The sequence below is a fragment of the Bacillus sp. FSL R5-0820 genome (assembly GCF_038593385.1).
Lineage (GTDB): Bacteria > Bacillota > Bacilli > Bacillales > Bacillaceae > Bacillus > Bacillus altitudinis.
On record NZ_CP151991.1, the window covers coordinates 1,450,512 to 1,471,277 of the forward strand.

19 protein-coding genes are annotated in these 20,766 nt (G+C 41.4%); all 19 read left to right on the forward strand.

All coding sequences use genetic code 11. The annotated features are described in order from the left end of the window. The first annotated feature begins 298 nt into the window (after window positions 1–298). A complete protein-coding gene (locus tag NST15_RS07420; RefSeq protein WP_342498978.1) occupies window positions 299–4,618 on the forward strand; it encodes a S8 family serine peptidase in 4,320 nt (1,439 codons plus the stop codon). A 249-nt stretch (window positions 4,619–4,867) separates the two neighbouring features. Continuing rightward, a complete protein-coding gene (gene spoIIGA / locus NST15_RS07425; protein ID WP_017367198.1) occupies window positions 4,868–5,797 on the forward strand; it encodes a sigma-E processing peptidase SpoIIGA in 930 nt (309 codons plus the stop codon). Window positions 5,798–5,856: 59 nt separating this feature from the next. After that, on the forward strand, window positions 5,857–6,576 hold the full coding sequence (gene sigE / locus NST15_RS07430; RefSeq protein WP_007499746.1) for an RNA polymerase sporulation sigma factor SigE: 720 nt from the start codon (window positions 5,857–5,859) through the stop codon (window positions 6,574–6,576). 143 nt (window positions 6,577–6,719) lie between these two features. Then, on the forward strand, window positions 6,720–7,499 hold the full coding sequence (gene sigG, locus NST15_RS07435; protein ID WP_003211879.1) for an RNA polymerase sporulation sigma factor SigG: 780 nt from the start codon (window positions 6,720–6,722) through the stop codon (window positions 7,497–7,499). A 150-nt stretch (window positions 7,500–7,649) separates the two neighbouring features. Continuing rightward, window positions 7,650–8,588, forward strand: a complete 939-nt coding sequence (locus NST15_RS07440) for a sugar-binding transcriptional regulator (protein WP_007499742.1) — start codon at window positions 7,650–7,652, stop codon at window positions 8,586–8,588. A gap of 243 nt (window positions 8,589–8,831) precedes the next feature. Further along, complete coding sequence (locus NST15_RS07445) at window positions 8,832–10,076, forward strand: SAF domain-containing protein (RefSeq protein WP_342498979.1); 1,245 nt, start codon at window positions 8,832–8,834, stop codon at window positions 10,074–10,076. 12 nt (window positions 10,077–10,088) lie between these two features. Continuing rightward, window positions 10,089–10,520, forward strand: a complete 432-nt coding sequence (locus tag NST15_RS07450) for a transcriptional regulator GutM (protein WP_008354650.1) — start codon at window positions 10,089–10,091, stop codon at window positions 10,518–10,520. 17 nt (window positions 10,521–10,537) lie between these two features. Then, on the forward strand, window positions 10,538–11,068 hold the full coding sequence (locus NST15_RS07455; protein ID WP_003210918.1) for a PTS glucitol/sorbitol transporter subunit IIC: 531 nt from the start codon (window positions 10,538–10,540) through the stop codon (window positions 11,066–11,068). A 13-nt stretch (window positions 11,069–11,081) separates the two neighbouring features. Continuing rightward, entirely contained in the window at window positions 11,082–12,092 is a 1,011-nt protein-coding gene (locus NST15_RS07460) for a PTS glucitol/sorbitol transporter subunit IIB (RefSeq protein ID WP_024720315.1), read from the forward strand. Window positions 12,093–12,118: 26 nt separating this feature from the next. After that, window positions 12,119–12,475: a PTS glucitol/sorbitol transporter subunit IIA gene (locus tag NST15_RS07465; protein ID WP_007499733.1), complete on the forward strand. Its 357-nt coding sequence runs from the start codon at window positions 12,119–12,121 to the stop codon at window positions 12,473–12,475. Between the two features lie 128 nt (window positions 12,476–12,603). Next, window positions 12,604–13,380: an ABC transporter ATP-binding protein gene (locus NST15_RS07470; protein ID WP_017367201.1), complete on the forward strand. Its 777-nt coding sequence runs from the start codon at window positions 12,604–12,606 to the stop codon at window positions 13,378–13,380. Between the two features lie 79 nt (window positions 13,381–13,459). Beyond that, window positions 13,460–13,696 (forward strand): YlmC/YmxH family sporulation protein, encoded by a 237-nt coding sequence (locus NST15_RS07475; RefSeq protein ID WP_008344958.1) that lies wholly within the window; start codon window positions 13,460–13,462, stop codon window positions 13,694–13,696. Between the two features lie 212 nt (window positions 13,697–13,908). Beyond that, window positions 13,909–14,772, forward strand: a complete 864-nt coding sequence (pgeF, locus tag NST15_RS07480; RefSeq protein ID WP_342498980.1) for a peptidoglycan editing factor PgeF — start codon at window positions 13,909–13,911, stop codon at window positions 14,770–14,772. Window positions 14,773–14,778: 6 nt separating this feature from the next. After that, the gene (locus NST15_RS07485; protein WP_025207302.1) at window positions 14,779–15,468 is read left to right on the forward strand and encodes a YggS family pyridoxal phosphate-dependent enzyme; all 690 of its coding nucleotides are present in this window, start codon (window positions 14,779–14,781) and stop codon (window positions 15,466–15,468) included. Between the two features lies 1 nt (window position 15,469). Beyond that, window positions 15,470–15,928, forward strand: a complete 459-nt coding sequence (gene sepF, locus NST15_RS07490; protein WP_008344951.1) for a cell division protein SepF — start codon at window positions 15,470–15,472, stop codon at window positions 15,926–15,928. 3 nt (window positions 15,929–15,931) lie between these two features. Continuing rightward, a complete protein-coding gene (locus NST15_RS07495; protein ID WP_034657633.1) occupies window positions 15,932–16,216 on the forward strand; it encodes a YggT family protein in 285 nt (94 codons plus the stop codon). A gap of 54 nt (window positions 16,217–16,270) precedes the next feature. After that, entirely contained in the window at window positions 16,271–17,047 is a 777-nt protein-coding gene (locus NST15_RS07500) for an RNA-binding protein (protein WP_008344948.1), read from the forward strand. A 26-nt stretch (window positions 17,048–17,073) separates the two neighbouring features. Beyond that, window positions 17,074–17,568 carry a DivIVA domain-containing protein gene (locus tag NST15_RS07505; protein ID WP_008344947.1) on the forward strand — a complete coding sequence of 165 codons (495 nt, stop codon included), beginning with the start codon at window positions 17,074–17,076 and terminating at the stop codon, window positions 17,566–17,568. Window positions 17,569–17,924: 356 nt separating this feature from the next. Further along, entirely contained in the window at window positions 17,925–20,690 is a 2,766-nt protein-coding gene (gene ileS, locus NST15_RS07510; RefSeq protein ID WP_008344945.1) for an isoleucine--tRNA ligase, read from the forward strand. The last annotated feature ends 76 nt before the right edge of the window (window positions 20,691–20,766 follow it).

The following is a 20,766-nucleotide window of genomic DNA, read 5'->3' on the forward strand; positions in this document are numbered from 1 at the left end:
AAGCACGATTCATCCCCTTCCTTTGGAAGGGGTTTTTTTATGTCTGCATGGTGAAAAGATCCTGAGTCTGATTGATATAAAAGTCTTGTTTCTGCGTGTTATTTGGATCTATCGTATGTGTTTTGGCTTGAGTTTTTTAAGTCAAAAGAATCATTTTTAATTCCCTTTACAAAAAACGACAAAATGTTGAACTTTATTTGACTACATTAATGAGAACACCATGAATCTTGTCATGATCAAAAAGAAGGGGGAGGGGCAGGGTACACACTGTTTGACCATTTGAGGAGGAGGGATTTTATTGAAAGTGAAGTTTCGCAAAACCGCCGTCTATCGTTTCATGAGTCTTTTGGTGATTGGTACTTTAACGATGACAAGCTTTGGGATGGTTCAAGCAAAATCGACTTCTACCTCATATCAGGAGGAAGCCGTTTCCTCTAAGACAACAAAAGCCAAGATTTCTTCGAGATTAAAGAAGCAGTTTCAAAAGGAAGATAAGGTGACCTTCTTAGTCAAAATGAAGGAACAAACGAATGTACAAAAAGTAGCAAAAGAAGCTGTATCAAAAGCAAAAAAACAAAAATTAACCGCGGCTAAAACGCAGTACACAAAAAGATCAGCCGTTGTATCTGAGCTGAGAGCAACATCTGATGAAACGCAGCAAGCGCTCCTAGCGTATTTACAAAAGGAAAAAAAGAATAAGCAAGTGAAAGATATTCATTCCTACTATATTGTGAATGGTCTAGCTGTGACGGCAACAAAAGAAGTGATGGAAAAGGTTGCTTCTTTTCCAGAAGTAGCTCAAGTGCTACCGAATGAAACACGTCAACTTCATCGTCCTGTTGATTTGAAGCATTCTAAGCCAAACAAACAAATCAAAGCAGTAGATGGAGTTGAATGGAATATTGCTCAGGTGCATGCACCAGAAGCGTGGGATTTAGGCTATGACGGGACTGGAACCGTTGTAGCAAGTATTGATACAGGTGTCGAATGGGATCATCCTGCGCTAAAAGAAAAATACCGCGGGTTTGACCCTGCTCGTCCGAACGAACCATCTCATGAACTGAATTGGTATGATGCCACGACAGGATCTGAAGTCCCTTATGATGACTTGGAGCATGGGACCCATGTGACAGGCACAATGGTTGGTTCTGAGCCAGATGGAAAGAATCAAATTGGGGTCGCACCGGGAGCAGAATGGATTGCAGTGAAAGCTTTTTCAGAAGATGGCGGTACAGATGCTGATCTGTTAGATGCCGGTGAGTGGATTTTAGCACCGAAAGATAAAAACGGAAATCCTCACCCAGAAAAGGCACCTGATGTTGTGAATAATTCGTGGGGCGGCGGGCCAGGTCTTGATGATTGGTATAAAGATGTAGTGAATGCTTGGAGAGCAGCAGACATCTTTCCAGAATTTTCAGCGGGTAATACCGATTTATTCAATCCAGGCGGCGCGGGTTCGATTGCAAATCCCGCTAACTATCAAGAAGCCTTTGCTACAGGCGCAACAGATCAGGACAACAAGTTAGGGTCTTTCTCCCTTCAGGGTCCTTCTCCATATGGCGTAATGAAACCAGATATTGCGGCTCCAGGAGTAAACATTCGCTCTTCGATCCCGGGAAAAGGATATGAGGATGGGTGGAATGGTACATCGATGGCAGGTCCGCATGTCTCGGCTGTTGCTCTTCTTCTCCGCCAAGTGCAATCAGACCTTTCTGTTGATGAAATTCAGCAAATTCTCATTGAGACAGCGAAACCACTGACAGATCAGCAATTTCCTGAATCCCCTAACAACGGCTATGGGGCAGGGTTAGTTGATGCAAGAGAGGCGATTACTGCTTTAACCAATGGAATCGGTACGATTGAAGGCCAAGTGACAAAAGAGGGAGAAGATACAGAACCACCTGTTTTTTCACATAAAGGTCCGAATGAAATTTTTACTGCAACGCCAACCCCATTGACCATCACTGCAGAAGATGGGATAGCAGTGACAAATGTTTCCTTGACTTATCGAGTAGATCAAGGTGAATGGGAGACGCTGAAAGCCAACCGCACGGATGGAAATCATTTAAAAGGAACCTATACGGTGCAGCTCCCTGAACTCGAGGGGGAAAACGTGACGTACCGATGGATTGTGAAAGATTTTGGAGAAAATGAAGCGGCATCAGATCCTTATACACTTCCAATTAAAACATCCATCACCACTGGCTACTCACAAGATTTTGAAGCATGGCCAAGTGGATGGTTCAGTGGTGGAACAAAAGATCCGTGGCAGTGGGGAATACCGTCCACTGGTCCAAAACAAGCATTTAGCGGGGAACATGTCTACGCCACCAATTTAGACAGTCCTTATGAAAATAAAACGGACGCCAATTTGTCTATGCCGCTCATTGCTGTACCAGATTCAGGTTCTTCCTACCTGCAATATCAATACTGGCATGATCTCGAAGCCAATTATGATTATGTGCATGTCTATGTACAGCCAGAGGGTGAAGACGCCGTTCAAGCGACAGCTTATACGGGAAAAACAAATGCGTGGACAGCAGGCGAAGTTGATTTATCTGCTTATAAAGGTCAAAAAGTGAGAGTCCTGTTTCAGATAAGAACAGATGGCAGTGTCACAAAAGATGGCTTTTATTTAGATGATGTGAAAATCACAGATGAGGCTTTGTCTCAACAAGCCAAGAACCAGCTGGGTGTGATCAAAAAAGAAAAATCCACAAGCCAGAATAAAAAATCAGTTGATCCAAAAAAGGCAAAGCCTGCTAAAGTAAAAAATAAACATGTACAAATTCAAAAGCAAAACAGTCATGATGCTCCGTCTATTCAAGCTCTTCCAATGAGAGCGCAAATCAGTGTTCTAGAAAGCGGAAAATCAACTTCCACCGATGAAGCGACAGGGAAATATCAGCTGTCTCAAGGAGCAGGAGAATGGACAGTGAAAGCGGAAGCTTACGGCTTTGAATCACGGTCCCAAAAAGTCAAAGTGGCATCAAAAGAAACAGCAGAAGCGAATTTCTCCTTACAGCCGCTAGAGAAACGAACGATCTCCGGCACGGTCGTCAATGAAACAACTGGTGAAAAGGTGAAGAATGCAACTGTTTATCTTGTGGAGGACGCAAAAATTGAGCCGGTGAAAACAGATGAATCCGGTGAATTTTCTCTAGAGGCATTAAGCGGTGTCTATACAGTCAAAATTTTTGCAAAAGGGTTTAAAGGCTATACGTTTACAGCGGATGTGACGGAAAAGCCGCTTGAAAAGTCAGTGAAACTTGAGCCTTTTATCGGTTTTCCGGGAGAGATTGGCTATGATGATGGAACGGCTGAAAATGCACGGGCTTTCTACGATCCTGGCAATGGTTGGGCTGTGAAGTTTTCATTAGAAAAAGGAAAGAAACAAGCACAAGTCACAGGTGGCCTTTTCCGGTTTTGGACATCAGAATGGCCAGCTCCTGGAGGCGATGAATTTGCTGTTGAAGTATATGATGCTTCTGGGAAGGGTGGCGCACCAGGTGAGAAAATCGCAGGACCTTTAAAAGCAAATGCACTGCGTAATGGTGAATGGACAAAAGTAGATTTAGAAGATCAAGCCATTACAGTGGATGGCGATTTCTATCTTGTTTATATTCAAACGAAAAAGAATACCGAATCTCCGGGACTTGCCACAGATGAAGATGGCCCTAATGCTGAAAGAAGCTGGCAGCTGACGAGCGGTGCTTTTTCTCCTTCTCCGAAAGAAGAGGGGAATTATATGATTCGTGCGCTCGTAAACTATGAAGCAGATGTACCAGAAATCACTTCTCCAAAGGCAGGAACCATTACAAATCAAGGTGAATTGACGATTGAAGGCACGGCCTCTCCGGGTCTCGATGTGGCCATTTATCAAAATGATGAAGAGGTGGCCAAAGTCAAATCAGATGAGTCGGGTACTTTCAAAGAAAATGTATCTGTTCCAAGTGGAGAGCATGTCTTCACGGCGGCGACTGTAACGGATAAAGGCTCAACAAAACATTCCAAGCCAGTCAAGGTGATCATCGATCAAACAGCACCGACGTTGACCATTGATACACCGAAAAAAGGTGACAAGTCTAATAGAGAATCACTCACGGTGGAAGGGAAAGTAGCGGATGATTATCTAGACCAAGTCACAGTCAATGGAAAAAAAGCGACCGTAAAGGATGGGGCATATTCTGCAAGGGTGCTACTTGAAAATGGGAAAAATACAATCAAAGTGACAGCAAAAGATGCGGCTGGAAACAAAACGACTAAAAAGGTCGACATCGATGTACAATATGATGCACCTGTCATTTCTGAATTAACGCCAAAAGAGAATATGAATCTATCATCAGGTGAATCGGTTAAGATTTCATTTAAAAGCAGGGAAAAGCTAGATGCCACCTTTGTTCTTCATATGCCGCTGACAAATGCTAGATCAAAACTTCAAAACACAACTGAACTGCCGATTCGTGAAGTAGCACCGGGAACGTATGAAGGCTATTGGACGGCGACATCTATTGCAAAAGCAAAAGGTGCAGTGATTGAAGTCATTGTCAAAGATGATTATGGAAATGTCACAAGACAGAAGGCAGAAGGAACACTCACCATCAATGAGAAAGAATGACAGCGAAAAAGACACGACTCTTCGGAGCGTGTCTTTTTTTGTGCAATTGATAGAGGAGACACTTGTCCAACAAATCATTCCGATGTTCTTTCTGTTTCATACCTCGACAAAAACGATAACAATCCACCAAAAGTTCTCTATCATCCCCTACAAGAATTGACAGACTTCCATCCGATGACTGTTTTATACTGGTACAAACAAGTGCAAGTACTGCTTTTGATTCTTTGTTTCAGATGAAAGGAGCAGAAGGTGGTCATTTATTTAGATGTCATTTGGCTGTTAAACTTTTGTTTTGATCTATTGCTGCTCTTACTCACGGCATTTATTCTCAAACGACAAGTGAAAAAAAGGCGATATATGTTAGGAGCTCTCATTGGATCGAGCATTGTTCTCTTGCTCTTTACGCCATTTGCAATGATTGTGTCGCACCCTTTAGGCAAACTGCTTTTTTCTGTCTTGATCGTGCTTGGAACCTTTGGCTTTCAAAGATTTCGTTCCTTTTTTCAAAACCTGTTTGCTTTTTACTTTGTCACATTTTTGATGGGAGGGGGCATGATCGGGGTTCATTCGTTTTTGCAGACAAATACAGTCATTCAAGATGGACTGCTTATTTCACAAAATGATGGATTTGGTGATCCCATTAGCTGGCTTTTTGTTCTCACTGGCTTTCCGGCCATTTGGCTGTTTTCAAAGAAACGATTAGGAGAGGTTGGTGCGAAAAAAAGACAATATGACGAACAAGTACTTGTGGAGATACACATTCAAGGAGAAACGATCCGCTTAAATGGTCTGGTCGATTCTGGAAATCAGCTGTATGATCCATTGACGAAAACACCTGTCATGATCGTCCAGCTCGATCAGCTCACATCTATTTTCGGAGAGCCATTTATAGAAAAAATGAAACAGTTTCATCCTGTTGAAGTGATGCAAAAGCTTGATGACCATTTTCCGCTGCTTGATCGTTTAAGACTCGTTCCATATCGCGCAGTCGGTCATGATCACGGGTTTCTACTATGCTTTAAACCAGATACGGTCGTCCTTTATACAAAAACGCATATGATCCAGCCAGCGAAGTGTTTTGTTGGGATGAGTCTAAGTGGATTATCAGCAGATCAGGAATTTCAATCCATCATTCATCCAGAGATGTTAGACGGAAAAATGATACAAGGGGTATCGTAGTTTTTTTGTGATGTCTTTTATCTTACGAAGTCAACTGGATATTTAGAAGGGAGAAGAAGATGAAAAAATTAAAATTTAAACTCACTTACTACTGGTATAAACTCCTCATGAAGCTAGGGCTAAAGAGTGATGAGATTTATTATATTGGTGGAAGTGAGGCACTGCCTCCGCCATTATCAAAGGATGAAGAACAAGAATTGCTCGTTAAATTACCAAAAGGTGATCAAACAGCACGAGCCATTTTGATTGAAAGAAACTTGCGATTGGTCGTTTATATCGCAAGAAAATTTGAAAACACAGGCATTAACATTGAGGATTTGATTAGTATCGGAACGATAGGCCTCATAAAGGCAGTAAATACGTTTAATCCAGAAAAAAAGATCAAACTGGCCACATATGCGTCTAGATGTATTGAAAATGAGATTTTGATGTATTTGCGTCGAAATAATAAAATCCGTTCAGAAGTATCGTTTGATGAGCCGCTTAACATTGACTGGGACGGCAATGAATTGCTTTTATCAGATGTACTTGGGACAGATGATGATATTATCACCCGGGATATTGAAGCAAATGTCGATAAAAAATTACTGAAAAAAGCGTTAGAACAATTAAACGATCGTGAAAAACAGATTATGGAACTACGATTCGGTTTAGTTGGTGGTGAAGAAAAGACCCAAAAAGATGTTGCCGACATGCTTGGTATTTCTCAGTCCTATATTTCAAGGCTCGAAAAAAGAATTATTAAACGATTGCAAAAAGAATTTAATAAGATGGTCTAAAAAAATTTTTTTGAAAGCTTTATCCCTGTACTGTCAAAGGGATCACCATTTTTTCACATCTCTCTCGTTATAGACCGTGCATATTTTTCCATCCCACGGAGATACTGAACTTTGTACAACAGCTCCTGTAGGGAGGGAAAAAAGTGTCCAGAAATAAAGTGGAAATCTGCGGAGTCGACACCTCCAAACTGCCTGTTCTGAAAAACGACGAGATGAGAAAATTATTCAGACAGCTGCAAGATGAAGGTGACGATACAGCAAGAGAAAAGCTAGTCAATGGCAATTTGCGGTTGGTTTTAAGTGTGATTCAGCGTTTTAACAACAGAGGCGAGTATGTTGATGATCTCTTCCAAGTAGGCTGTATCGGATTAATGAAATCAATTGATAATTTTGATTTAAGCCACAATGTCAGATTTTCAACTTATGCGGTCCCTATGATCATAGGAGAAATCCGTCGATACTTGCGCGATAACAACCCTATCCGGGTGTCTCGTTCACTAAGAGATATTGCCTATAAGGCGCTTCAAGTCCGTGAGAGACTGATTAGTGAGACAAGCAAGGAACCAACGGCAGAAGACATTGCCAAAGTGTTAGAAGTCCCTCATGAGGAAATTGTTTTTGCCCTAGATGCCATTCAAGATCCTGTTTCTTTGTTTGAACCGATTTATAATGACGGAGGAGATCCGATTTATGTGATGGATCAAATTAGTGATGAACGGAACAAAGATACACAATGGGTAGAAGAATTGGCCTTAAAAGAGGGAATGCGCAGATTGAATGATCGAGAAAAAATGATCCTTCGTAAACGCTTCTTCCAAGGCAAAACACAAATGGAAGTGGCAGAAGAAATCGGTATTTCTCAAGCACAAGTATCAAGGCTTGAAAAAGCAGCAATCAAACAAATGAATAAAAATATTTTTTAAAGCCGCCGCTAATGTGCGGCTTTTTTCATTCTTTTTAGAGAACCCATCTCTAGTATTGACTCTGTTATTTTTTTCATTTAATCTGTTTTTAACAAATGTTATTTGAAATATCATTTGTGAGGGAATAGAGAAGCGGAAAGAAGGGTTATTATGACATTCCATGATGAAAGAAGGCTGCTCATTAAGGTTGCGCATATGTACTATGAAGAAGGCGCCACTCAATCTAAAATTGCAGAAGCTGTTGGGGTTAGCCGTTCGCTCATATCGAAATATTTGGCAAAAGCACGTGAAGCAGGAATCGTGGAAATCATTATTCATGATGAAGTGAATCAACAATATGGTTCGTTAGAAAGAAAAATAGAGCGGAAATACGGGCTGCGAGAAGTCGTGTGTGTGGAATCTCTCAGTCAAGAAACAACAAAAAGTCGAATAGGAGCTGCGGCTGCGGGCTTTTTATTAAAAGTCATGAAGGATGGACAAGTCATCGGTTTTTCATCAGGGACAACCTTGCATGAAATGGCGAAAGCGCTTACGTCTGTTCAGCATTTTCCGTCTGTGACATTTGTTCCGCTAGTCGGAGGCGTCGGAAATGAAGATGTTGATATTCATGCCAACTATATTATTGGAAGATGCTCAGAAGCACTCAAATCCAAATGTGAGTTTTTACATGTGCCTGTCATGCTTGATACGAAAGAAGCGAAAGATGTACTCATTAGACAGCCGTCGATCAAAAAAGTCATTGAATTAGGAGAATCATCAAATATCGCGGTCGTAGGAATAGGCGGGGTTCCGCAACATTCAACGATGGTGAAATCCTATATGACAAGTGGTGAGGAAGATATCCTGCAAGCGAAAGATGTCGCGGGTGACATTTGTTATAACTTTATTGATCATAAAGGTGAAGTGTATCCGCATCCGTGGAACGACCGGGTAATGGGGATCAGTCCTCAAAAACTGAAAGAGATCCCGCTTGTGATTGGTGTCGCTGGAGGAGAAGAAAAAATTGAAGCGATCAGGGCGGCGTTAGAAGGTGGATTAATTCATGTGTTAATTACAGATGAACAAACCGGAGATGCCCTATTAAAGTAACTACCTAAGCCGATTAGGTAGTTTTTTTGAGTCTTTAGACTCAAAAAGATTGAAAATTTTATCGATTTTATCTTGACACAAAGTTGACACATCATATAAACTAAGTTCATAACAAATGATAAATAAAATAACAAATGTTACAAGAAACAGATTTTTGTTAATTTTTATAACATTTGTTAAAAGTTTCAGATTATTTTTCTAGCAATCTATTGTGAAGCAAGAAAACCTGAAAGGATGATTTAGATGTCAATTTATCAACAATTGTTAGCACGAGAACGCAGCGGAGATCCAATCAAAGTTGGGATTATCGGGGCAGGCCAAATGGGGTTTGGACTCATTTCACAAATTTCTAAAATTCCAGGCATGATTGTCGCAGGTGTTTGTGATATTCATCTTAGTGCAGCTGAGAAAGCAGCGAATTTTTACAAGCAACATGCGAAACCACATCAAATGGTCGTCACAAATGATTACAGAAAAGTGATTCAATCAGATTCCGTGGAAGTCGTTGTGGATGCAACAGGTGTTCCAGAGGTCGGAGCAAACATTTCTTTGGAAGCGCTTAATTCAAAAAAACATCTAGTTCTTTTAAATGTAGAAGTCGATATTACGATCGGTTTGGTCATGCATAAATTATTCACGAATGCAGGTCTTGTTTACTCTGGATCAGCTGGAGATGAACCAGCAGCAACGCTAGAACTATATGAATTTGCAAAAACAATGGGGCTTGAAGTATTGGTTGCTGGGAAAGGTAAGAACAACCCATTCTTCCCAGAAGCAAACCCAGATACGTGTAAAGCTGAAGCAGATAGTAAACATATGAGTGCCCACATGCTGGCAGCATTCCAAGACGGAACAAAAACGATGGCAGAAATGAACCTATTAAGTAATGCAACAGGACTTTTGCCTGATAAAGTCGGCATGCACGGAGTAGAAGCGAATTTAGAAAATGTAGCAGATAAATTAAATCAAAAACAGCAAGGCGGCGTACTGGATAACTTCGGAGTCGTTGAATATGTAAACGGACTGGCACCAGGTGTCTTTGTCATCGTCAAGAGTGATCTTGAGCCAGTAGATGAAGAGCTTCGTTACTTAAAAGTTGGAAAAGGTCCTCACTACACACTGTATCGTCCTTTCCACTTAGCAAGCCTTGAAACACCAGTGACGATCGCAAAAGCAGTCTTACAACACGATTCTTCAATCCATCCAATTGGTGTACCAGTATCAGAAACTGTCGCTGTGGCGAAAAGAGATATTAAAGCAGGAGAAACACTTGATGGTATTGGCGGATACTCCGTAAGAGGTGTACTTGAAACACATCAAGACATGAAAGCGAACGGCCACATCCCAATTGGCTTAATCAGCGGAAAAGTGGTAGCGAAAAAAGATATCAAATTGGGGCAATTCCTATCTCATGATGATGTAGAACTTGATGCAAACACAACGGTCTGGAAGCTGCGTTCATTACAAGATCACTTATTTCAATCATAAGGACGTGAGGCTATGGAAAAATTAGCAATCGTACTTTGTATCATTCTGATTGTGCAATATGGTTTATCGTTTATTCAAATCAAGTACTACCGCAAAAGCATGGATTCACTGATTGACGACTATAAAGGGAAACAAGGCTATCACTTGTTTTCAGGAATGGAGCGGCGCAAATTTGGTCCTGGAGCCATTGCGCTCATCATTGTCGATGAATCATACATCATTCAAAAGTGTCATGTGCTGGGCGGCGTCTCGATTTTGTCTAAATTTAAGGAACTGCCTTCCTATGAAGGAAAACATGTGGGGGCTGTGCTTGATGAGCATCACATGATGAAACAAACATTGAAAAAGCGCAAAAGGGGACCAGCTGTCATGCAAGCACTTTCCATGGCAGCGGAGCAGGCGCTTGTCTCGATTTCTAAAAAAAATATAACAAATGTGAACTAAGAAAGGGGAGATGAAACATGGAATGGATTCAATGGTTTGGAGAGCACTTTATCGGGATGTTTGAAGCCGGCGGAAAGCAGTTCATGGGTCTTGTTACAGGTATCGTTCCAACGCTTGTTGTGTTACTTACTTTCACTTATGCTGTCATGAAGTTTATTGGAGAAGAGCGAGTGAATAGAGCGATTCAGTTTGCAGCGAAATATACCATTTTGCGTTATACGTTAATGCCGATCTTATCCGTTCTTATTTTGACAAACCCAATGGCTTATACGTTTGGCCGCTTCTTACCTGAAAAACAAAAACCAGCATTCTATGATTCAGCTGTTTCATTTGTTCATCCGGTAACATCACTGTTCCCGTATGCCAACGCAGGAGAGCTGTTTGTCTACTTAGGAATTGCGAACGGGATTAAAGAAGCTGGATACTCTATGTCAGAGCTGGCTGTTCGTTACTTCTTAGTCGGGATCGTTGTCATTTTACTTCGCGGAATCATTACGGAATGGATCACAAAGTACTTAGCAGGAAAAATGAAAGCGAATTCACAATAGGGGAGGGTTAGACATGACAAACCACAAAGTATTTGTTGCAAAAGGTGCTGGCGGATGGGGAAAAGGATTAGAGCTTGAACCAACCGGTAAAAGAAGAAAGGTCGTTTCCATTACAGGAGGAGGCATTCACCCAGTTGCACGTAAAATTGCAGAAATGACAGGGACAGAAGCATGTGATGGCTTTAAAAATTCTATACCAGAAGATGAAATGATGTGTGTTGTCATTGACTGCGGAGGAACAGCGCGAATCGGACTTTATCCAATGAAACGCATTCCAACTGTCGATGTGCTGGCATCCTCTCCTTCTGGACCGCTTGCAAAACACATTACAGAGGATATCTTCGTATCAGGTGTCACAGAAAAAGATATTTCCTTTGCGGAAGCATCTGATAGTGAAGGGAATGTAGAAGGTCAAGAAAGCAGCGGCCCAATTGACAAAGAAAATTTCAAAGAAACCTATTCAAAATTGAAAGAGGAAAATATCGAACGTCAAGAAAAAGGGAATTTCCTCATGAGATTCTCAAGAGGAATCGGAAAAGTAACCGGCACATTCTATCAAGCTGGTCGTGATTCTGTTGATATGCTCCTTAAAAACATTATTCCATTCATGGCCTTTGTCAGTATGTTAATTGGAATTATCAATTATACAAAAATCGGTGATCTGATTGCCCATTTCCTTTCACCTTTGGCAGGATCTTTATGGGGGCTCTTACTGCTCGTTGTTGTCTGTACCTTACCGTTCCTATCGCCTGTCTTAGGACCTGGGGCAGTCATCGCACAAGTCATCGGTGTACTGATTGGTAGTCAAATTGCACTAGGAAACATTCCGCCTCAATTTGCTCTTCCAGCACTGTTTGCGATCAACGGTCAAGTAGGGTGTGACTTTATCCCGGTTGGGCTATCACTTGGTGAAGCAAAGCCGGAAACGGTACAATATGGGGTACCAGCTGTTTTGTATAGCCGTCTCATTACAGGCGTTCTATCTGTTGTGATCGCATACGTTGCCAGCTTCGGTATGTATTAAACGTATTAAAGGAGGAATCGAGATACATGGTAACACAATCTGTCGTAAAAGAAATTGGGATCTTAGTCCCGCAGTTTAAAGAAGATAAGCTGATTGTTTTATTTGGACCAGCAGCGCCGCAGGAATTAAGAGATATGTCTGTCATTCATGAGTTTGAACACTTAGAAGAAGAGCCGCTGAAATTAGGCGGAACGATTCAAGTGGGCGACCAAACGTATACCATTACTGCTTTAGGCAATAAAGCAAATGACAACTTTAAGGAACTCGGCCATATTTCGATCTACTTCCAAGAGCCGTTTGATGATGTATTACCGGGAGCTGTCTTTGCATCCCCGCATACGTTTCCTGATATTAAAGAAGGCGTGCGAATTGAAATTTCGTAACCATGCAAAAAAGCTGTTCCTTTTAGGGAGCAGCTTTTTTGCGTTAGGTTTACTGATTGAAACATTTGCGATATGCTGTAGACGTTATTATTTGTATATTCAGAATTTTTATTCAGGGGGAAAAGATCGTGTCGCTTGACTTGAAGGATGTTTCTTTAAAACGAAATGGAAAATGGCTGCTTCGTTCTATTGACTGGCAGGTGAAAGACCAGGAACACTGGGTGCTTTATGGTTTAAATGGTGCTGGGAAAACGGCTTTATTAAATATGCTTTGCTCATATTATTTTCCAACGTCAGGTGAGATGACGGTGTTAGGCCATGTGTTTGGCAAGGAAGCGCTTGGTGAAAAACTAAGGAAGAAAATTGGTCTCATCTCTGCTGGTCTTGAAAAGAAGCTGCACAGAGATGACAATGCATTTGAAATTGTTTTGAGCGGGGCATTTGCTTCCATCGGACTTTATGAAACACCGACAGATGAGATAAGAGAGAAGGCGATTGATTTATTAAAAACATTTGGCTCGTTTCAATATGCCAATCGCACGTATGAAACCCTCTCGCAAGGGGAGAAACAAAAAGTGCTGATCGCAAGAGCTTTAATGAATGATCCGAAGCTTCTAATATTAGATGAACCTGTGACGGGTCTTGATTTCTTAGCAAGAGAACAAGTGCTGGAGACGATCTCATTGATTGCATCAAAACCAGATGCGCCCACATTGCTCTATACGACCCACCACGCAGAAGAGATTCTCCCGATTTTTCAGCACACCTTATTATTAAAAGAAGGTACTGTTTTTCATAAAGGGGAAACAAAGCAGATGATGACAAGTGACTTGCTTTCTTCCTTTTTTGAATGTCCAGTTGAAGTCATGTGGCAAAACGGCCGTCCTCACTTAAGTAAATTGTAGATAAGAGAAACTATTGGTCTGCTTCCCTGCTTTTCCATCATACATATTATAGTAGAAAACGAAAGGCGGGGAAGGACAGATGATCAGTATTTCTGAATTCCAAATCAAAGATGTCGTCGATGTGTCCAGCGGAAAAAAATTAGGTACCATTGGAGACATCGATATCAATGTCACGAGCGGTAAAATACAAGCGATTATCATAGGCGGTACAGGTAAAATGATGGGATTTTTCGGAAAAGAAGAGGAAATGATTGTCCCGTGGCGAAATATAGTAAAAATTGGCGAAGATGTGATACTTGTCCGTTTGTCTTCTTAATTCGTGTAAACTCCTCAATCAATAGATCAAATTTTCCTTAAAACAAGCTCTCCATTCTCAGCAGATAATGTCTTTTTCGGGTAAAAAGATTACGTTTTCATATCAATTTGAAAAAAAACCTGTAGAAAGGGCACATTTGAGTGTAATATTTAATGAATCCCACTAACTGTCTTTGCACGTCTTGTGGTAAAATAGGAGCGATATAAAGAGAGATGAATGAAAGGTGGGAGGCAGCTTTGATAGACAAATATGACCCCTTTCAGCAGAAATCACCTTATGCAATGATGATTCATGATTGGACGAACATGACATGTTCTGGAAAAGAGATATTGGCCGGTTTTACGACAAAAAATGGCGGCTTTAGTCTTTCTCCATATCAATCAATGAACACTGGACTCCATGTAGGAGATGATGCTTCTAGTGTCCAAATGAATCGTCAAGTCATTGCAGATGCTACTGCTGTGCCGCTCTCTAATTGGGTGTTTGCTGACCAAACACACGAGGATCGCATCATGAAAGTCACGAAGGAACAAAAGGGAAGAGGAAGTCTTCAGTATGATGAAGCGCTCTCTAGAACAGATGGTTTATACACCTCTGAACCAAACATCATGCTCGCTCTTTGTTTCGCTGACTGTGTTCCGCTTTATTTTCTAGCGCCGCAATCTGGGCTGATTGGAACGGCTCATGCCGGCTGGAAAGGAACCGTTAAGCAAATTGGCGTCAACATGGTTGATGCATGGGTTCGCCAAGAAGGCGCTGATGCCGATCATATACAAGTCGTCATTGGACCATCCATTGGCAGCTGCTGCTACATAGTAGATGATGTTGTCATAGATCAAGTGAAACAGCTTCCTTTTACAACAGAGGATGTGTATTCCGAGATTTCACAAGGACAATACAAAATTGACTTAAAAACATTAAACAAAAACGTATTACTTCATGCAGGATTAAAAGAAGAAAACATACATGTCAGTTCGATGTGCACAAGTTGCAATGAGCAGCATTTCTTCTCACACCGGCGTGATCAAGGGAAAACAGGACGTATGATGTCTTTTGTCGGGTTTAAGGAGGCATAAGTGCAATTGAATGTACGAGAGAATCTCAGACAAATAAATGAACAAATCAACGAAGCATGTAAAAGAGCAGGTAGACATCCAGACGATGTATCGGTTGTCGCTGTCACAAAATATGTCTCGATTGAACGAGCATTAGAAGCCAAGGATGCCGGAATTTTGCACTTTGGTGAAAATCGTGACCAAGGGTTACTTGAAAAACAGGCAGCCATAACCGATGAAAACATTAACTGGCACTTCATCGGCAGTTTACAGACGCGAAAAGTGAAATCTGTCATTCAGACCATTGATTACTTACATTCGCTCGACAGAATGTCCCTTGCGAATGAAATTGAAAAAAGAGCGGATCACACGGTTCGCTGTTTTGTACAGGTGAACACATCACTTGAGGAGTCAAAACATGGCTTACAAAGCGAAGACGTGATTCCATTTGTCAAACAGCTGGCTGATTTCAAACATATTGAAATTGCTGGACTCATGACGATGGCTCCATTTACAGATGATCATACTGTGATACGAAACTGTTTTAAAACATTAAAAAGCCTTCAACAAGAGGTAAAACAACTGAACCAAGTAAATGCACCTTGTCAGCATTTATCGATGGGTATGTCAAACGATTTTGAAATCGCAATTGAAGAAGGTGCGACATTTGTTCGGATTGGCTCTTCACTTGTTGGAAATGAAACAGGAGGTGCGTGACATGAGCATAAAAAATAAGTTTAAAAGCTTCTTCACACTCGATGATGAAGAGTATGAGTACGAATATATTGATGAAGAAAGAGAACCAGCACAAGAAGAAAAACACACAAAAGATAAAGCGGCATTTCAAGAGCGTCCTCAGGCAGGAAAACAAAATGTCGTCAGCTTGCAAAGCGTGCAAAAATCCTCTAAAGTGGTGTTAAGTGAGCCGCGTGTTTATGCAGAGGCTCAGGAGATTGCAGACCATATTAAAAATCGGCGTGCAGTCGTCGTCAATTTGCAGCGCATTCAGCACGATCAAGCAAAGCGAATCATCGACTTCTTAAGCGGAACGGTTTATGCAATCGGTGGAGACATTCAGCGTATTGGCTCGAATATATTCCTCTGCACACCTGATAATGTGGATGTATCTGGCACAATATCAGAACTATTGACAGAGGAAGAACCTCAGAGGTGGTAAATCATAGTTATTCTAAATTTCATTTTTAATATTTTGGGTACGGTATTAACGATTTACTCATTCGCGATCATTATTTACATCTTTATGTCATGGGTGCCATCTGCAAGAGAAACATCGATTGGCCGCTTCTTGACAAACATTTGCGAACCGTATTTAGAACCATTCCGTAAAATTATTCCGCCAATTGGCATGATTGACATCTCGCCGATTGTGGCATTGCTTGTGATTCGTTTCGCATCATCGTATGGACTAACTGGTCTTTATAATATGATTGTACGATTCATGTAAACAGGCTGCCGGGCTTGGCATCTGCCAGGCTCTTTTACATAAAAGGGGAACAAAATGAGCGATATTTATCAACATTTTAGAAAAGACGAACAGCCATTTGTCGACCAAGTATTAGGCTGGAAAAACATCGCACTCGATCAATATCGAATGAAATTAACAGACTTTCTTGATCCGCGTGAGCAGTTCATTACCCAGTCCGTGATTCAGCATTCTGATGAACTTGGTCTCATGTTTTTTGGCGGGTATGAGGAAGCAGAGCGAAAAAGGGCTTTGATCTATCCTGATTATTTAGCACCGTCTATACAGGATTTCGAGCTGACTTATTTTCAGGTGAACTATGCGAAAAAGTTTATTTCGATAGAACACCCAAATCTTCTCGGTTCGCTCATTGGGACAGGCCTGAAGCGTCAAAAATTTGGTGATTTGTTATTTTCAGAGGACAATGTGCAATTTATTTGTACAAGCGATGTCGCCGATTTTGTCCGGGCTCAGCTGACGCATGTCGGCAGAGCGTCTGTTTCATTAGAGGAAATTAGCAAGGCAGATATACAGCCAGTCATCAGCAAAACCGATATCAAAGAAGATACGATTTCTTCACTGCGGCTTGACGCTGTATGTGCTGCTGTCAGCCGTCAATCTCGGCAAAAAGCACAGCTTTTGGTCAAAAATGGTCTTGTCAAAGTAAACTGGAAAGTCACTGAAGACCCTTCCTTTACAATTGGTGAAGGTGATCAGCTCTCTGTCAGGGGATTTGGCCGCTTTAGCTTAAAAACAATTGATGGGAAGACAAAAAAAGATAAATTCAAAGTAACATTTGAGCTTCTGACATAACGAATTTGAATCTGGAGGTGGCAAGATTGCCATTAACACCTAATGATATTCATAATAAAACGTTCACAAAAAGTTTTCGCGGCTATGACGAAGATGAAGTAAATGAGTTTTTAAGCCAAGTACGTAAAGATTACGAGATCGTACTTCGCAAAAAGAACGAGCTTGAAGACAAAGTCAACGAGCTTGATGAAAGACTAGGCCATTTTGCAACAATTGAAGAAACATTAAACAAATCCATTCTTGTGGCGCAAGAAGCAGCAGAAGACGTGAAGCGTCATTCTGATAAAGAAGCGAAATTGATCATTCGTGAAGCTGAGAAAAATGCAGACCGTATTATCAACGAAGCGTTATCAAAATCAAGAAAGATTGCAATGGAAATCGAAGAGCTCAAGAAACAGTCGAAAGTCTTTAGAACTCGTTTCCAAATGCTCATCGAAGCTCAGCTTGATCTTCTGAAAAATGATGATTGGGATCATTTGCTGGAATATGAAGTTGACGCTGTCTTTGACGAAAAAGAATAAGCGGATCATCTTGACATGACGTGCTCATGTTGCATATAATACCATCATAAATTAACAAGAGATAAACGTTTGAAAGGGACACTCGCAGTTGTCACATGCGTAATTAAGCGAATCAGGGACGGTGGAAGCCTGACATTACGGGACGCTGCAATGAGATCACCCCTTTAGTTCCTTTTCTGAAATGAATGAGTAAGAAAAGGCGTCTGATCACGTTACGATTTTAGAGTGGATAAGCGGCAGTTTCAAAGCGCTTGTCTAAAAGGGTGGTACCGCGAGACAAGCCTTCTCGTCCCTTATGGGATGAGAGGGCTTTTTTTATTGTTTTTTAATACGAATTTGCATGTGGAGGAATAGGTATGAACTACAAAGACACCTTATTAATGCCAAAAACAGAATTCCCGATGAGAGGAAACTTGCCGAACAAAGAGCCTGAAATCCAAGAGGAGTGGGCAGAAAAAGACATCTATCAAATGGTTTTAGAGCGGACAAAAGGACGCCCAACCTTTATTTTGCATGATGGACCTCCATATGCGAATGGTGACATTCATATGGGGCACGCACTCAATAAAATCCTCAAAGATTTTATTGTCCGTTTTAAATCAATGAATGGATTCCATGCACCGTACGTACCGGGCTGGGATACACATGGCTTACCGATTGAAACAGCCCTTACGAAAAATAAAAAAGTCAAACGCAAAGAAATGTCGACAGCAGAATTCCGTAAACTATGTGAGGAGTATGCTTGGAAACAAATCGAAGGTCAGCGCAATCAGTTTAAGCGTTTGGGCGTAAGAGCAGACTGGGACAATCCATATGTGACATTAAAGCCTGAATACGAAGCGCAGCAAATTCTTGTCTTTGGTGAAATGGCGAAAAGAGGCTATATTTACAAAGGCCTTAAGCCTGTTAACTGGTCTCCATCAAGTGAATCAGCACTTGCTGAAGCAGAAATTGAATACAAGGACAAACGTTCACCATCGATTTACGTATCATTTAAAGTGAAAGATGGCAAAGGCGTACTTGAAAACGGCGAGCAGTTCATCATCTGGACAACAACACCTTGGACACTTCCTGCAAACCTTGGCATTTGTGTTCATCCAAACCTAGAGTACAGTGTGCTTCAAGTGGGTGCTGAGCGATATGTCATCGCATCTGAGCTAGTTGAACAAGTGGCAAAAACACTTGGCTTTGAAGAGTACGAAGTTGTGAAAACCTTAAAAGGTAAAGAATTAGATAAGGTCGTTGCAGCACATCCAATTTACGATAGAGATTCTCTTGTGATGCTTGGCGATCACGTCACAACAGATGCAGGAACAGGCTGTGTTCACACAGCGCCAGGTCACGGGGAAGATGACTTTATCGTAAGTATGAAGTACGGTCTTGATGTGCTATGTCCAGTAGATGAAAAAGGTGTGATGACAGAAGAAGCACCTGGTTTTGAAGGACTATTCTACGAGGATGCCAATAAAGCCATCACAGAACAGCTTGAAGCAAAAGGCGCATTGAAAAAACTCGACTTTATCACGCACTCCTATCCGCATGACTGGAGAACGAAAAAACCAACGATTTATCGTGCAACTGCTCAGTGGTTTGCTTCCATTAAAGATTTCAGAGAAGCACTATTAGATAATATTAAAGAAACGAAATGGGTTCCAGCTTGGGGCGAAACGCGCCTGTTCAATATGGTGCGTGACAGAGGTGACTGGTGCATTTCAAGACAGCGTGTATGGGGCGTTCCAATCCCAGTCTTCTATGCTGAAAATGGTGAGCCAATCATCACAGATGAAACGATTCAGCACGTCTCTCAATTATTTAGAGAACATGGCTCGAATATTTGGTTTGAAAAAGAAGCAAAAGAATTATTGCCTGAAGGCTTTACACATCCAGGCAGCCCGAATGGTGAATTTACAAAAGAGCAAGATATCATGGATGTATGGTTTGATTCTGGTTCTTCTCACCAAGCGGTATTAGAAGAACGAGATGACCTTGTTCGTCCAGCAGACCTTTATCTTGAAGGTTCTGATCAATATCGCGGCTGGTTTAACTCATCTTTATCTACAGCGGTTGCTGTCACAGGAAAAGCGCCATATAAAGGTGTTCTCAGCCATGGCTTTACGCTTGATAAAGAAGGACGCAAGATGAGTAAATCATTAGGCAATACGATCGATCCGACGAAAGTGGCGAAGCAGCTTGGTGCGGAGATTCTTAGACTTTGGGTATCTTCTGTCAACTATCAAGCCGATCATCCAGTGTCTGACGACATTTTAAAACAAGTCGCAGAAGTTTATCGTAAAATCCGTAACACGTTCCGCTTCTTGCATGGTAACCTGTTTGACTTTGATCCAGCAGTCAATGCAGTACCGGTCGAAGAGCTTCGCGAAGTGGATCAATATATCTTAATCAAATTAAACAAATTGATTGATAAAGTGAAAAAAGCTTATGATGATTACGAATTTGCGGTTGTCTATCATGCCATCCACAACTTCTGTACGATTGAGCTTAGCTCTTTCTATCTCGATTTTGCAAAAGATGTGGTATACATTGAGCATGCGGATCATCCAGACCGACGCAGCATGCAAACGGTTTTCTATGAAACATTAATGGCGTTAGTGAAGCTGACAGCACCAATTCTTCCGCATACAGCAGATGAACTATGGAGCCACTTAAGCTTTGTTGAAGAGCCAAGTGTTCAGTTAACAGATATGCCAGAAGGTGTAGCTGTTCCTCAAGCAGAAGCGACAGAAGTGAAGTTTGACCGCTTTATGGAAGTACGCGACGATGTGCTAAAAGCGCTGGAAATTGCGCGTAATGAGAAAGTCATCGGACGTTCACTTGAAGCGAGTGTGACCCTTTATGCAACAGAGGAAGTGAAAAACCTTCTTGCATCCATTAAAGAAGATGTGAAGCAGCTCTTTATCATTTCTGAGTTAACAGTAGAAGATGAGAAGCATGCAGACGCATCAGCGCCTGAATACACATCAGGACGTATTGTTGTTCAAAAAGCAGAAGGCGAACTGTGCGAACGTTCCCGCATTATTTCAAAAGATGTTGGCGCAAATCCAAAATACCCAACATTGTCGCTCAAAAATGCTGAAATCGTGGAGAAATATTACCAGAATTAACAGCGTGATATCACCAACTAGCGCCCCGCATATAGCGGGGCGTTTTTGATATAGAGAAAATGACAGCGTTTAGAAC